The organism is Clostridium sp. HBUAS56017 (assembly GCF_007115085.1).
Lineage (GTDB): Bacteria > Bacillota > Clostridia > Clostridiales > Clostridiaceae > Clostridium > Clostridium cibarium.
Genome location: NZ_SULK01000026.1, coordinates 36,874 through 50,138 on the forward strand (window position 1 = coordinate 36,874; position 13,265 = coordinate 50,138).

At 28.4% G+C, this 13,265-nt stretch carries 16 protein-coding genes and 1 tRNA gene; 10 read left to right on the plus strand and 7 right to left on the minus strand.

All coding sequences use genetic code 11. From position 1 onward, the window contains the following. The first annotated feature begins 1 nt into the window (after position 1). A tRNA-Asp gene (locus FAY47_RS17500) sits at positions 2–78 on the plus strand. A gap of 92 nt (positions 79–170) precedes the next feature. Here FAY47_RS17500 and FAY47_RS17505 read toward each other — a convergent pair. Both FAY47_RS17505 and FAY47_RS17510 read right to left on the minus strand, forming a co-directional pair. After that, entirely contained in the window at positions 171–1,154 is a 984-nt protein-coding gene (locus FAY47_RS17505) for an ATP-binding protein (RefSeq protein WP_143318219.1), read from the minus strand. Further along, positions 1,147–2,136 carry a DnaD domain protein gene (locus tag FAY47_RS17510; RefSeq protein WP_143318220.1) on the minus strand — a complete coding sequence of 330 codons (990 nt, stop codon included), beginning with the start codon at positions 2,134–2,136 and terminating at the stop codon, positions 1,147–1,149. Before FAY47_RS17510 ends, FAY47_RS17505 begins: the two co-directional genes overlap by 8 nt. Positions 2,137–2,296: 160 nt before the next feature. On the opposite strand from FAY47_RS17510, the gene FAY47_RS17515 reads away from it, so the two are divergent. Further along, positions 2,297–3,376, plus strand: a complete 1,080-nt coding sequence (locus tag FAY47_RS17515) for a peptidoglycan DD-metalloendopeptidase family protein (RefSeq protein ID WP_185966882.1) — start codon at positions 2,297–2,299, stop codon at positions 3,374–3,376. Here FAY47_RS17515 and FAY47_RS17520 read toward each other — a convergent pair. The 5 genes from FAY47_RS17520 to FAY47_RS17540 form a co-directional block, all read right to left on the minus strand. After that, complete coding sequence (locus FAY47_RS17520) at positions 3,373–4,566, minus strand: S8 family serine peptidase (RefSeq protein ID WP_143318222.1); 1,194 nt, start codon at positions 4,564–4,566, stop codon at positions 3,373–3,375. The genes FAY47_RS17515 and FAY47_RS17520 overlap by 4 nt on opposite strands. A 110-nt stretch (positions 4,567–4,676) precedes the next feature. After that, positions 4,677–5,492: an MBL fold metallo-hydrolase gene (locus FAY47_RS17525; protein WP_143318223.1), complete on the minus strand. Its 816-nt coding sequence runs from the start codon at positions 5,490–5,492 to the stop codon at positions 4,677–4,679. Positions 5,493–5,513: 21 nt separating this feature from the next. After that, positions 5,514–5,945 (minus strand): DMT family transporter, encoded by a 432-nt coding sequence (locus FAY47_RS17530; RefSeq protein ID WP_143318224.1) that lies wholly within the window; start codon positions 5,943–5,945, stop codon positions 5,514–5,516. 82 nt (positions 5,946–6,027) lie between these two features. Then, on the minus strand, positions 6,028–6,489 hold the full coding sequence (locus FAY47_RS17535) for a dUTP diphosphatase (protein ID WP_143318225.1): 462 nt from the start codon (positions 6,487–6,489) through the stop codon (positions 6,028–6,030). Positions 6,490–6,645: 156 nt separating this feature from the next. Next, on the minus strand, positions 6,646–7,185 hold the full coding sequence (locus FAY47_RS17540) for a hypothetical protein (RefSeq protein WP_143318226.1): 540 nt from the start codon (positions 7,183–7,185) through the stop codon (positions 6,646–6,648). Positions 7,186–7,530: 345 nt separating this feature from the next. Here FAY47_RS17540 and FAY47_RS17545 point away from each other — a divergent pair, with 345 nt between their 5' ends. The 8 genes from FAY47_RS17545 (at position 7,531) to FAY47_RS17575 (ending at position 13,087) form a co-directional block, all read left to right on the plus strand. Continuing rightward, the gene (locus tag FAY47_RS17545; RefSeq protein WP_143318227.1) at positions 7,531–8,796 is read left to right on the plus strand and encodes a UDP-N-acetylglucosamine 1-carboxyvinyltransferase; all 1,266 of its coding nucleotides are present in this window, start codon (positions 7,531–7,533) and stop codon (positions 8,794–8,796) included. Positions 8,797–8,811: 15 nt separating this feature from the next. Then, complete coding sequence (locus FAY47_RS17550) at positions 8,812–9,603, plus strand: MBL fold metallo-hydrolase (RefSeq protein WP_143318228.1); 792 nt, start codon at positions 8,812–8,814, stop codon at positions 9,601–9,603. A 95-nt stretch (positions 9,604–9,698) separates the two neighbouring features. After that, a complete protein-coding gene (locus tag FAY47_RS17555; protein ID WP_143318229.1) occupies positions 9,699–10,202 on the plus strand; it encodes an SEC-C metal-binding domain-containing protein in 504 nt (167 codons plus the stop codon). 229 nt (positions 10,203–10,431) lie between these two features. Next, positions 10,432–10,938 (plus strand): Hsp20/alpha crystallin family protein, encoded by a 507-nt coding sequence (locus tag FAY47_RS17560; protein WP_185966883.1) that lies wholly within the window; start codon positions 10,432–10,434, stop codon positions 10,936–10,938. Positions 10,939–10,997: 59 nt separating this feature from the next. Further along, positions 10,998–11,477 carry a 23S rRNA (pseudouridine(1915)-N(3))-methyltransferase RlmH gene (rlmH, locus tag FAY47_RS17565; RefSeq protein ID WP_143318231.1) on the plus strand — a complete coding sequence of 160 codons (480 nt, stop codon included), beginning with the start codon at positions 10,998–11,000 and terminating at the stop codon, positions 11,475–11,477. 74 nt (positions 11,478–11,551) lie between these two features. Beyond that, positions 11,552–11,869, plus strand: coding sequence for an MBL fold metallo-hydrolase (locus FAY47_RS21045; RefSeq protein ID WP_279232171.1), 318 nt, complete (start codon positions 11,552–11,554; stop codon positions 11,867–11,869). Between the two features lie 42 nt (positions 11,870–11,911). Then, entirely contained in the window at positions 11,912–12,184 is a 273-nt protein-coding gene (locus tag FAY47_RS21050; RefSeq protein ID WP_243129655.1) for a hypothetical protein, read from the plus strand. 255 nt (positions 12,185–12,439) lie between these two features. Beyond that, positions 12,440–13,087 (plus strand): hypothetical protein, encoded by a 648-nt coding sequence (locus FAY47_RS17575; protein WP_143318232.1) that lies wholly within the window; start codon positions 12,440–12,442, stop codon positions 13,085–13,087. Positions 13,088–13,265 lie beyond the last annotated feature (178 nt).

Here is a 13,265-nt window from a genome sequence, read left to right on the forward strand (position 1 = left end):
TGGCTCAGTAGCTCAGTTGGTTAGAGTGCCAGCCTGTCACGCTGGAAGTCGAGGGTTCGAGTCCCTTCTGAGTCGCCAAAAAAAGCATCAATTAATTTTGGTGCTTTTTTTTATATAGAAACATTTAATTAGTTAAAGAAGTCTATCTCAATTATAGAGATAGACTTTTACTAATTTTTCTTCTTGTTTAAATTTAATGTGATTCTTATATCTTCAGAGTAAAACTTATATAATTTGAACTCTCCAATAAGTCTAGAAGAAATACGTTCACTATATAGTTTCGTAATATCAGGAAGAGAAAGGTTGGTTGATACCAACATTTTTTTGTTCTTTAATAACTTCTTATTAAGTAAATTAAAGAGTTCGGTGGTAGAAAAATCATTTCTTTGCTCAGCACCAAGATCATCAATTATTAATAAGTCACAATTTATCAAGAGATCTTCTAACCTTTTATCATTATTAAACCTAATGGTTCGTAAATCGCTTATTAACTCATCTGAGGTTTTGTAAATAACCAAAAAACCTGAATCTAATAATTCTTTTGCTATACAGTAAGACAAGTAAGTCTTTCCGCTACCTGGATTTCCAAAAAACAAAAGATTAGTATTTTCTTTACCGAAGTTTGGAATATAATTGTGTAAGATATATTCTAATATGTTTTCCATATTTCTTCTAGGAGAATACTTTTCTTCACCTATTCGATGAGAAGAAAATAGCGAAATATCAAATTTATCAAAGTTTTTGCTTCTAGTGGCATCTTGAAGTAATGAATTTTCATAGTATAGAGATATTAATTTTTGTTTGTAGCAATGACATTTATCCATGCCTATAAATCCTGTATCATTACATTTATTACATCTATAATGTAAAGTTAAGTACTCTGGATCATAACCCTTTGATACGAGCATTTCGTACTTTTTAGCTCGTAAATCAGTTATTTTATCTTTATAAGATTGTAAAGTTTCGTCACTATTTTTAGATTTTAAAATAGCAAGGGAGAGTTGCAAAGATAATTTTTTTATATTATTATCTGTTTCAATTATTTCAGGGTACAAGTTTTCAATTTCTTTTTTTCTATCTTGCAGTTTTTTTGATTCTTCATCCCTTATTTTGCTATAAATATCTAATAATTTTGATTGGTATCCATTAATCATCGTTATCCCATCCTAATAATTTCTTTTCTAAAGAATCATAATCATAAGACCTAGGTTCAAAGTTATTAAAGCCTACACCGGTAGTATTGTTGTTCTTTGCATATTTTGGCTTGTTATAATTAGACTTAAATTGCTTATCTTTTGTTGCTACGTCTTCAATTGTTCTTATGTTATCATTAAACCATTTTGTTAGTATTCCATCAATATATTTAAAGTCTGCTCTATTAAGACGTTGAAAACAAATATCACAAGCTTTTTGAATGACAGATAAATCAAATTTATAAATGGATATCCATTTATCTAAAAGATCTTCCTGCGGTTTCATAACTTCAGTATTTCTTAGACCTAGGTAATTTAATATTCTTTTGATTTTAATCCACTTATCCTCGGCTTGTTTTATATAAGTTTGAGCCTGATCCACTGATCTTATACCTAAATCATGCCAAGCCATTGCTACTTTCTCGATATATCTGTAATCACTTTTTCCTTTTGCAGCACAATATTCAATAAGTATTAATATAAGTTCAGAAGTAAAGGAAAAATCATTTTGCCATCCAAGGTATATTTCCATTTCTTTTGTTGAAAGGGGTCTGCTTAATATTTTTTCTATATCCCGAAGCATATCTGTTGTTTCTGAGTTATTAAGGGCATCCAATAGATGTACTTCTTTGTTTACAGGGGCATCATCCTCTAGATTTAGAAATTCTATATTAAAATTCTTCATTTTATCTATTGGAACTAATTTTATTACTCCTTGATCATTCCAATAATTTAGTGCATTCATAACATCCGATTCAAGTAAGTTTAATGAAGAAGCTAGTATAGAACCGTTAACTCCAGGTTCGTTTGAAGTATTATATTTCAACATAAGCAAATAAACTTTTACAAATTCACCTCTTGCCTTTGCCATATATTTTTCAATAAATACATTACTTACAGGAGTAAATTTTAAATCTGTATTTTTAAGCATAAAAGTACTCATATTCTAACTATCTCCTTTAGTGTATATTTTAAAATAGTATCTATTATGTGTAATTCCAATTATAACAAAGGAAGAATTGGATAACAACTTTAGATAATATGTATAAAAATTAAGAATGTGGGAAAATTACAGTATGTGTATCCAAAAGAAGGGAAGTTTTATGAATAAGAAGCTTATAAAGATATTAAAAGTAACTTTAACGAGTATTGGGATATCTTTAGTATTTACAAATTATTTGATAAATAAAGATGAAAATTTAATGGTTAGTAATTTATTGTGTGAAAATAATGACATAAATGTAGATTTGCAAAATGATACAAGTAAAGATGATAAGGAAATAGCATCCATTGGTAAACAAGGTAGTTTGCTAAACATGATTATTAAGAATAATAATTATGGAGTGATATCAAGTGAGGAAGAGGGGAAAAAAGTTCTTGAGAAAATTGGAAAAGCATATATAGATAAAAATAATATAGATAAAGGCAATATTTTGGATGTGAATGTAAAAACCAATGTAGAATATTCAAAGTGTTTTAAAGAAGTAACATCTGTAGATTCGGTAGATGCTATAGCAAAAAGAATAGTTGATGATAATGATAATAAGAATATTGTAGAAGTTGATTTAAAATGCAAAGAAATTAGAAAAGAAGAAATTAAACCATCTGTTAAAACAATTAACAGAGATGATATGTATATAGGGCAAGTGAAAAAGGAAGATGGAGCTGTTGGATATAGAGAAGTGGTATCTAAAGTAAGTTATACAAATGGGAGAAAGATTGGAGAAGAAGTATTAGAAGAAAAAACATTAGTTCCAAGTAAAGATAACATTATATATAAAGGATGTAAGAGTCCAATTCCGGATAAGGTTGCATTTTTGGAGCATCCAACCAGAGGGGGAACTATAACATCCGTATTTGGAGAGAGGTGGGGGAAAAAACATAATGGGATAGATATAGCACATAAATCAGGAGATCCAGTGTATTGTGCTTTTGATGGGATTGTTAAGGAATGCGGATACGTTTCTGGATATGGGAATAAGATATTAATAGAACATGAAGGTAATATACAAACAGTATATGCACATTTAAGTTCTTTCGAAACTAGAATTGGAGCACAAGTTAAAAAGGGAGATATAATAGGGAGAGTTGGAAGTACAGGAAATAGTACAGGACCCCATTTACACTTTGAAGTAAGAGCAAATGGAGTTCCTATAGATCCACAGTGCTATATTAGAGTTTAAATAAATAACTTAGATATATTAATCAATCCTTCACCTTGGCTGGAAATAGAAAAGTCTTGCCTATCGCATGAAAGTTTTAATATTGAGCAAAAATCTTTAAAAGATAGAGATGGATTTTTTTCACATAATAGAGCCCCAATACCGCTTAAAAATGCAACTGCTAAGGAGGTTCCTTTAAAAGTTTTATATGAAGCTTCAAGTTTTGGAGGATAAAGCTTGAAGCCATCTTTTTCAGAAATATAAGATGTATCAGAATTTAGGGAAGTTATATTTACTGCTGCAGCACATAAATCAGGTTTTAGTGTTTTGCCATATGGTCCAGAAGATGAATAGGTATAAGGTTTAACTGTCTTAGTTGAATCTATTCCACCAACTGTTATGCATGAAGATAAAGTAGCTATTCCCATTATTTCATTTGTAGAATTTAATGTGCTTCCACTTGGGACTATAGGGATAATACCTAATTTAGTGGCTTTTAAAAACGAAGAATTAAAAGCTTGTATGATAAATGTGTTATGGGTTAGCATCTCAAATGGAAGACAAAGAATTCGAATATTGAATTCACTGGAATGCTTAATTAATTCTTCTATAGAGAAAAGTACATCTGATGCATATCCCTTTCCTAAGGCGTCAAAAGCCTTATAACAGTGCAAGCTTGCATGAGGGGCAATACCTTTATATAAGTTATTAGATGAAGCTCCACTGCTCGCAATTAATCCACATATACAAGTTCCGTGACCATTATCATCATAAGGGTATGATAAGTTGTTTATTAAATCCTTAAATGAAGCAATTTTATTTGACGGTGACAATAGATCAGGGTGAGGATAAACACCGCTGTCAACAATACCAATACTAACACCTTTTCCGGATAAACTATGTTGTTCACATAGATGAATGTTATTGGCTGTGGATATACTCATACCACATAAAAACACATATTCATCAAAGCCTATATATTGAACTTCAGGGTATTCTAATAGGTTGGTTATTAATCGGCCGTCTATTTTGGCACAAATGAGATCTGAGGATTCTAATACATATAGTAATTTACCCTTGGATGAAGAGATTTTCTTTACGATGCTATCTTTTATGTTTTTATATTTAATTAAAACTCTATAGAATTTATAATAATTATTTGAAATTAGATGTTTTAAATCTTTATCTAATTTATTTTTATAAAGAAACATAGCATTGCTCCTAATGATTAATCCTTTATATATTATATGAATATAAGTAAGAATGTTAATAGAAAAGTTAATATGATAAATACTTTAAATAAAAAAACTATAGATAATATCTATAGTTTATAAGTTTGACCTATATTAATTATTTTCAATGAATTATCATTAAAATTAACCAGTGTATTATGAGTTTCATTAAAATCTTCAAGCGAGATTTTAAATGTTTTATAATGTATTGGAATCATTGCACTGGATTTCATCATTTTGAACATCTTATAACTTTGTTCAGGAGTACAATGCATATATGAAAATCTGTCAGGTTTATAGCAACCTACAGGCATTAATGCTACATCACATTCTATGTCTTTAAAACTTTCTGTGTAAGCTGTGTCTCCAGCAAAAAAAATCTTTTTATTATTTCGTTCAATTAAATAAGAGTTACTCTCATTATCTATACCTATATAAAATCTTCTTCCATCGTGTTCTGCTTTTAAAGACTTAATTTTAATATTATTATCCTCATAAGTTTCATTATGCCTAAGCATAATAACTTTTTTAAAACCAAGCAAATGCATAAGTTTTTTATAGCCTTTAGGAACAATAATGGTAGCATTTTTGTCTAATCTCATTAATGTTGGAAAATCAGTATGATCCATATGTCCGTGAGAAAGAAGAATATAATCAAACTTCATATCTTCAAGTTTAAATGGTTTCTCAACAACTCGTTTAAAAAAACCTAGTTTATTAGATGAAACAGGATCTGTAAGAATCAGTATATCTGATAAGTTAATTATAGTAGTAGCATGCCCATACCAGTTAATAGAGTCTGTGGAAATTGGTTCAGAAAGCACTTCTTCTCTAGAATTAAAATATTCTCGAATATTATTAAAGGTTAAATGGGATAAAAAAACTATATTTTTAAAAAAATTCATCTTGGTTTATTACTCCTTATCTTAATGTTTCCATTTAAATACTATAATACCTATAAGCATAATTGCAACACCTATTATTTCTTTTAATGAAAAATTAAGCTTTTCACTTCCAAATAAGCCAAAACAGTCAATTAAAGCTGCGGCAATTAATTGTGCTACTAGAATGATTCCTATTCCATATGTAGTACCGAGACCACCTATGCTTTTCATTACAGTAAATATAATAATAACACCTAAGACTCCACCTAAAAGGTAGAGTTTATTTACTTCTTTGACATGTCTATAGTCACCTTTACCAAAGAAAAAGGAAATTAATAAAGTTAATATTAGACCACTAGCTTGAACTATTACATTAGTTTCCCATGTTCCTATTTTTTCTCCTAGCCTTGTATTAAATACACCTTGGAGACTCATTGAGACACCTGAAATAATTGCAAAGATTATTGAAAACATAAAACTATCACCTCATGTATAGTATCCCAATAATTAATATTTATATAAATAAAAAGGCTCTCTAAAAGTTAGAGAGCCTCTTTTACTTATAACTATTATTAAATTCATCTATAATCATTTTTTCAGTAAAACCTAAACTAATACCTAAACTTAAGAAGTCTTCTGTTAATGTTACAAAGTGATCCTTAGATGGAGAAATCATTAAATCATTTATGTCTATGTACAAGTTTAAGAATTGATCACTTAAGCAATAATCACTAAGTTCTATATCTATTTCATCCATATCCCCATATTTGTTGTATAAACCTAACGATATAAGGTGCTTAAAGCAGGTAATATATTTATGGAAAATCATATTGTCATCTAAAACTTTTTCATTACCAATCCAATATCTATAGCATTGAGTTTCATTGGCTAAATCGCTCATAGCTATGTGAAGTTCAAGATGTTTTCTTGCTGTAATTTTGTATTCACTTAAAGTATTATCAACAACTAAATCATTACACTTGTTTTCTTGAATTTTAAATAAATTTGCAATATGCATATTCTTTCCTCCCTAATTAAGGCAATCATCTTAATATATTTTACAAAATCTTTATAATAAATAAAAGGGGAGTAAACGAATACAAAAAAATAAATAATTAAATTTTTAAATAAATAAAGAGTTTTAATTAGTTTTTACTAATCAAAACTCCATGATTTAAAAGGTTTTTAAAGGATAAGATTTAATGCAAGTTTCTTTCTTATTATTAGAAATTTTCCAAATTTCAAACTTGCTTACTTTAAGGGTTAAGTTTTTACCATCCTTTTTTACTAAGTCACATGCAATATCGTTATTCTTTTTATTTTCTTTGTTAATATAATTTATATTAGCTATAGAAATGGACAAATCATTTTCAAGATTCTTAGAATGTATTCCATGAAGCTCTAAAGTATCTCTTAGAGAACGGTTAATTTTCTTTATGTAACCCTCATTAAGGATTTTCAAATTTATAGTTTTCATAGTGTCACTTATAGAAACATCATCGCACAGTTCAATTTTAAACTTTTTGTATGGTCTAATGATTTTATCTATAACAGTATACAATTTTTCCATGTTAGGATTGTCTAATATGTTTAAGGCAATATAAGGCATAGGAGAATGTCTATTACCTCTAAATTTTTTAGATAAATTTCTTTGAATTGGAGTTATAGTTTCATAAGAATCTTCATCGAAAAGTGCAACAACATAATATTTCATATAGTAAACCTCTCATTATTTTAATATTAGTTAAAAAGTATACAAACTTTGTTATAAATTATAACATATTACCATATATAAAAAAATAGAATTATAATTAAAAAGGCCTAAAATTCATAGTGATAATAATAAAATACTAATAAATTTATTACATAACAATAAAAGTTTAGTATAGGATAAATTGGTTTAAAAAATGTATTTAAAATAAAATAGTTTGTGATATAATGTATAAGATAGACTTAAGATAAAATAGGATGAAAATGTCCGTAAAAAAGAAAAATTGGATATAAATATGAATTTTGGGAATTTTAAATATATATAATCTGTGAATAAGGGTGAATTTGGATGGAAAGATTAGTCATTAATGGAGGCAAAGTACTTAAAGGTTCAGTAGAAATAAACGGAGCAAAAAATGCAGCAGTAGCTATATTACCTGCAACTGTAGTTGCAAGTAAAGGAAAATGTTTGATTGACAATATACCAGATATAGAAGATGTTCATTGTTTAGAGAGAATCCTAAAGAGTTTGGGATGTACAGTAAATAAGATAGATAATAATACTTTAGAAGTTGATAGCAGTGATGTAAGTAATTTTAATGCATGTACAGATGACGTTAGAAGAATGAGAGCTTCTTATTATTTTATAGGAGCTTTATTGACTAGATTTAAGAGAGCTAAGGTTGAACTTCCAGGAGGGTGTCCAATAGGGGTAAGACCAATAGATCAACATATAAAAGGTTTTGAAGCGCTAGGGGCAGATGTCGTAATAGAACATGGTGCGGTAATATTAAAGGCAGATAAACTAGTAGGAACAAATATATTCTTTGATGTTGTTTCAGTAGGAGCAACAATCAATGTTATGATAGCAGCAACATTAGCAGAAGGAGTTACTACATTAGAAAATGTGGCTAAAGAACCTCATGTAGTTGATGTGGCAAACTTCTTAAACTCAATGGGTGCAGATATAAAGGGTGCAGGAACAGATGTAATTAGAATAACAGGTGTTAAAGAGTTAAGTGGATGTGCATATAGCGTAATACCTGACCAAATTGAGGCAGGAACATTCATGATTGCAGCAGCTGCTACTAAGGGAGATGTTACAATAGAAAATGTTATTCCTAAGCACTTAGAATCTATTACAGCTAAATTGAAAGAGATGGGTGCAATAGTAGAAGAAGGCGACGATAGTGTAAGAGTTACTGTAGATAAGGAATTAACAGGAGTAAACATAAAAACAACTCCATACCCAGGATTCCCTACAGATGTACAACAACCAATGTCTGCTTTATTAAGCACAGTTGTAGGAAGAAGTTTGATAACAGAATCAATTTGGGAAAATAGACATAAGCACATTGATGAGTTAAAGAAGATGGGAGCCAATATTAAAGTTGAAGGAAGAGTAGCTATAATAGATGGCGTTAAGAAGCTTACAGGAGCAGTGGTTAAAGCTACTGACCTTAGAGCTGGAGCTGCAATGGTTATAGCAGGACTTATTGCAGAAGGTGAAACAGAAATTACTAGTATAGAACATATTGATAGAGGATATCCTCATATAGAAGCAAAACTAAAAAAATTAGGTGCAGATATAAATAGGATAAAAGTTCAAGAATAATACGGGGGAAATAAAATGATATTTTGCTCATTATATAGTGGTAGTAGTGGAAATAGTATTTTTGTATCTGAGAAAGATTCAAAAATACTAATAGATGCTGGTATGCCTGGGAAAAAAATAGATGAGGCACTAAAAGCCATTGGACAAAATCCAGAAGAATTAGATGGAATTTTTATCACACATGAGCATAGTGATCATATTAAAGGAGTAGGAATACTTTCGAGAAAGTATAACATACCTATATATGCAAATGATAAGACTTGGTCAGCTATGGAAGGTTCCATAGGAAAAGTTAAGGAACATAATATAAAGATAATGGATAGAAGGAGTACTGTGAATATAGGTGCCCTTTCAGTTAAGTCTTTTATAATACCTCATGATGCTATAGCTCCTGTAGGATATACTATAGATAGCAATGACAAGAGAGTAAGTATTGCTACAGATTTTGGTGTGTTTACAGAAGAAATATTTAGTAATATAAAAGATTCACACTCTATACTTTTAGAATGTAACCATGATGTAAGTATGTTGAAGTTTGGTCCATATCCATATAACTTAAAGAGAAGAATTTTAAGTGAAGTGGGACATTTATCTAATGATGATTGCGGAAGAGCTTTAGTAGATTTGGTCAATCATGGATTGGGAAAAAATGTTATATTGGGACATTTAAGCAAAACAAATAATCATCCTGATTTAGCATTACAAACAGTTCTAAATGTCATTGAAGAGAATGGAATTAGGCAAGGTGAAGATATAAGAATCTCTATGGCTAGCAGAGAAAAGCCTAGTGGATATGTGGAAATATAAGATTAATATACAGTAATGGATAAAATTAGTTGAAAATAAAGGTTTATCTTAGTATAATTTGTATAAAGAGTATATTTTAGAAAGAGGAGAGAAATATGAGTTTATATAAGAGTTGGACTGATATGGTTGTTGATTACGTTAAGGCTAAAGGAGAAAATGCTTTTTGGCAAGAATATAGTGAAATTGAAACAAACATATATAGAGATTTATTAGCAAAACATAAAACTGCATTAACAACTACAATTGCTGATTTAAGCAAAAAGTACAATACAACTGATGAATTTATTATGGGTTTTGTTGATGGAATTAATGATAGCTTAAAAAATCCTTATGATTTAGAAAAGGTTGAAAACAATACTGATTTAACATTTGATTTAGACCTTGAAAAGCTATATTTTAATATGCTTGATGCAAAAGCTGAATATTTGTATAAATTACCACAATGGGATGGTATTTTTTCAGAAGAAAAGAGAAAAGAAATTCAAAAAAATTATAAGGAATCAAAGATAGTAAGAAATGATTCTAAAGTAGGAAGAAATGATCCATGTCCATGTGGAAGTGGAAAGAAATATAAGAAGTGTTGTGGAAAAAATTCGTAATTGTTAAAGAGCCTAATTAATAGGCTCTTTTTTTAGATATATCTAGCTGTATGACAATAATGTTTTCTACTGTAATTGATTGAGCTTTCTAGGATTATTTAACTTATCATTTGTTGGAAATATTAAACTCTGATTAATTTTAGTGTCAAATTAGTAAACAATTAATACATATATAGTATAGCGAATGAAGCAGAGGTGAATATTATATATGTTTGGGATGTTTCCTTTTATGTTTAATAATAAATCCAATAATAACTGGAATGATATTAGTATATTAAGAAACTTATTAAATGATAATTTTTTGAATTCAATGGTTAATCAAATAATATCTGCTAAAATGGGAGGCAATCTTGTAAATAGAATAGGAAATGAGAGTTCTTATGATATTGAGTTAAAGGATTTTGGTGAGTATTACTTAATTAAGGGCTATTTACCTGGGGTAACAGCTAAAGATGTAAGTATAGATTTTGAAAAGAATAAGGCTATATTAACAATTCGAAGAAGAAGAACTTATTCAAATGGAGTAAATTTCAGTATGACAATAATAGGATCTGCACAGGATTTGGTGAAAAACTTTTATATAGATGAGATTGATCCTAGTAAGTTAAAGGCGTCTTTTAATGATAATTTATTAATGATAACTTTACCAAAGGTAAATAGACCTAAAAATAATTATGAATATGATGATGGTGATGAACCAATTATCATTGATGTTGACAGTTATAAAGTCGAATAAGGTTAAATTCAATCCTCCTTTATGTTAATATATTTATATAAGCATGGGAGGAATTTTTTATGAACATAACAGTTATTGCAGTTGGGAAGCTGAAGGAAAAATATCTAAAACAAGCTATAGATGAATACTCAAAAAGATTAAGTAGATATTGCAAGCTTGATATCATAGAGTTACCTGATGAAAAAACTCCAGATAATGCATCAGAGAAGGAAGAATTAATAATAAAAGAAAAGGAAGGTAGATTGATTTTATCTAAAATAAAAGACAATTCATATGTTATAGCAATGGATTTGAAAGGGAAACAGATAACTTCAGAGGAGTTTTCTAAGTTTATTGATAATTGTGGAGTTATGGGGAATTCTAATTTGGTATTTGTTATTGGGGGAAGTTTAGGATTATCAGAAGAAGTTATAGGAAGGTCAAATTATAAATTGTGCTTTTCTAAGATGACTTTCCCTCATCAATTGTTTAGGGTGATGCTATTAGAGCAAGTTTATAGGGGATTTAGAATTAGTAATGGGGAACCGTACCATAAATAATGCTTTAAATTTAATTAGTAGAACTTAGGGAGTGTTAAATTAAGTACATATAGATCTAGAAAAAGTTAAAATATATTAAAAAGAATGGAACATTATTATTACTTGATTGTGGAGAAACGGTATTTAAGAAAATTTTAGAGAAAAACGTAATGGATGGAGCTAAGCAAGTTCATATATTAATAACTCATATACATTCAGATCATATAGGTTCATTAGGTGGATTTATAGGGTTTTGTTATTGGAAATATAAAATAACATCAAAAGTATATTTTAACGAAAAAGAAAAAATTAAATTATTTTTAGAGTTATTAGGATTAAAAGAAAACGAGAGTTTCAAAGTATTAGACTCTAATAATAAGAAAGTTGAAACATTAAGTTTAAATATAAATTGAATACTAACTAAACATGTTAGAACACTTAACACTTATTCGTATATGTTAAAGTTTGATATAGGAAACAGTATCTTTTATAGTGGAGATATTTATGAAACTAATATTGATATAGTTAACTTTTTAAAAAACGAAAATTTAGTATATCATGATACATGTATGGATGATTTAGAAGACAATGTTCATACATCATTAAGAAAGTTATGTGAATTAGTACCTAGAGAATATAGAAATCAAGTTTATTGTATTCATATTGATGGAGATAATTTTATAGAAGAAGCCAGTAAACAAGGTTTTAATATGGTTAATGTTAAATGAAAAAACAAATAGTTTTATTTTTTACAAGAAACTGATATAGTAATTATAGGGTAATTTTGGTTATATTGGATTAAAAATGTTAAGTGGATTTTCTAGAAAGAAGTGCTAATTTTAAAAGAATAGAGCACTTTTTTCTTAGCTCTTAACTTTTTATATCAAGATTAAAAAGTTTAGCATTAAGTTTTAAATGATTCATAAAAAGGTTATGTAGAATAAATATAAGTAATATTTTTATAACTAAAATAGGAGGCTAATATGGTTAAAATTGATTTGAAAATTGATCAGGGTATTCCTCAATATAGTTGTAATTCTTGTGGCAATTGCCAAAGTGTTTTTGGAGTAAGTTTATGTAATATTAAAAATAGAGGATGCTGTTGGTATTTTCCTAAATTCACGTTGTATGATATTCATAAGATGGTAAAAGATGAAGAAGGATTAAAAACATTAAACAGTATTCGAAACCTTCCCGATGTAGAAATTTATAACTATTATATTCATGCAAAGGGTTATTTTGATGAAAAGAGCTATATAAAGTATATTGAAAGCGAACAAGAAGATACTAATGTTCAAGATAAAACTATTTTTTTTAGAGCATGTCCGTTTGTAAAGTCAGCAAAAGGGTGTACTTTACCTAAAAGATACAGAAGCTATGTATGTAACTTCTTTATTTGTAATGAAATTATAAGCAAGATAGAAAAGAATGATGAATTTAAAAATTATATAAAAGAACGTGATAGTTACGTAAGATGGCTTGAGTGGGAGAATTATTCACTGGAAATGGTATTAAGTGAGAAAAGAATAAATCTAGTAAATAACTTTGACAAAGTAATAAATATTCTTAAAGGTATAGAACTTAGGGAATGTAAACTTAGAAATTTAGATTCAATAGTTGTTAATGAATAATTAAAAAATGAGTAAATCATACTGTTTTTTTGATCTTATTATAATTTGCTATAACATTTAAATAGCAAATTATAAAAGAAAGAGAAATACAATAAAAGGGGCTGTATCAAAATAAATTTTGATAATAGCCGAAAATGCTAAAAGAGGATTCAGAATTTGAATCCTCTTTTTTGCGCAT

What these genes read in the sequence shown, in the direction of transcription:
- FAY47_RS17505 (WP_143318219.1), bottom strand. Translation starts at nt 1,154, where the DNA reads ATGATTAATGGATACCAATCAAAATTATTAGATATTTATAGCAAAATA.
- FAY47_RS17510 (WP_143318220.1), bottom strand. Translation starts at nt 2,136, where the DNA reads ATGAGTACTTTTATGCTTAAAAATACAGATTTAAAATTTACTCCTGTA.
- FAY47_RS17515 (WP_185966882.1), top strand. Translation starts at nt 2,297, where the DNA reads ATGAATAAGAAGCTTATAAAGATATTAAAAGTAACTTTAACGAGTATT.
- FAY47_RS17520 (WP_143318222.1), bottom strand. Translation starts at nt 4,566, where the DNA reads ATGTTTCTTTATAAAAATAAATTAGATAAAGATTTAAAACATCTAATT.
- FAY47_RS17525 (WP_143318223.1), bottom strand. Translation starts at nt 5,492, where the DNA reads ATGAATTTTTTTAAAAATATAGTTTTTTTATCCCATTTAACCTTTAAT.
- FAY47_RS17530 (WP_143318224.1), bottom strand. Translation starts at nt 5,945, where the DNA reads ATGTTTTCAATAATCTTTGCAATTATTTCAGGTGTCTCAATGAGTCTC.
- FAY47_RS17535 (WP_143318225.1), bottom strand. Translation starts at nt 6,489, where the DNA reads ATGCATATTGCAAATTTATTTAAAATTCAAGAAAACAAGTGTAATGAT.
- FAY47_RS17540 (WP_143318226.1), bottom strand. Translation starts at nt 7,185, where the DNA reads ATGAAATATTATGTTGTTGCACTTTTCGATGAAGATTCTTATGAAACT.
- FAY47_RS17545 (WP_143318227.1), top strand. Translation starts at nt 7,531, where the DNA reads ATGGAAAGATTAGTCATTAATGGAGGCAAAGTACTTAAAGGTTCAGTA.
- FAY47_RS17550 (WP_143318228.1), top strand. Translation starts at nt 8,812, where the DNA reads ATGATATTTTGCTCATTATATAGTGGTAGTAGTGGAAATAGTATTTTT.
- FAY47_RS17555 (WP_143318229.1), top strand. Translation starts at nt 9,699, where the DNA reads ATGAGTTTATATAAGAGTTGGACTGATATGGTTGTTGATTACGTTAAG.
- FAY47_RS17560 (WP_185966883.1), top strand. Translation starts at nt 10,432, where the DNA reads ATGTTTAATAATAAATCCAATAATAACTGGAATGATATTAGTATATTA.
- rlmH (WP_143318231.1), top strand. Translation starts at nt 10,998, where the DNA reads ATGAACATAACAGTTATTGCAGTTGGGAAGCTGAAGGAAAAATATCTA.
- FAY47_RS21050 (WP_243129655.1), top strand. Translation starts at nt 11,912, where the DNA reads ATGTTAAAGTTTGATATAGGAAACAGTATCTTTTATAGTGGAGATATT.
- FAY47_RS17575 (WP_143318232.1), top strand. Translation starts at nt 12,440, where the DNA reads ATGGTTAAAATTGATTTGAAAATTGATCAGGGTATTCCTCAATATAGT.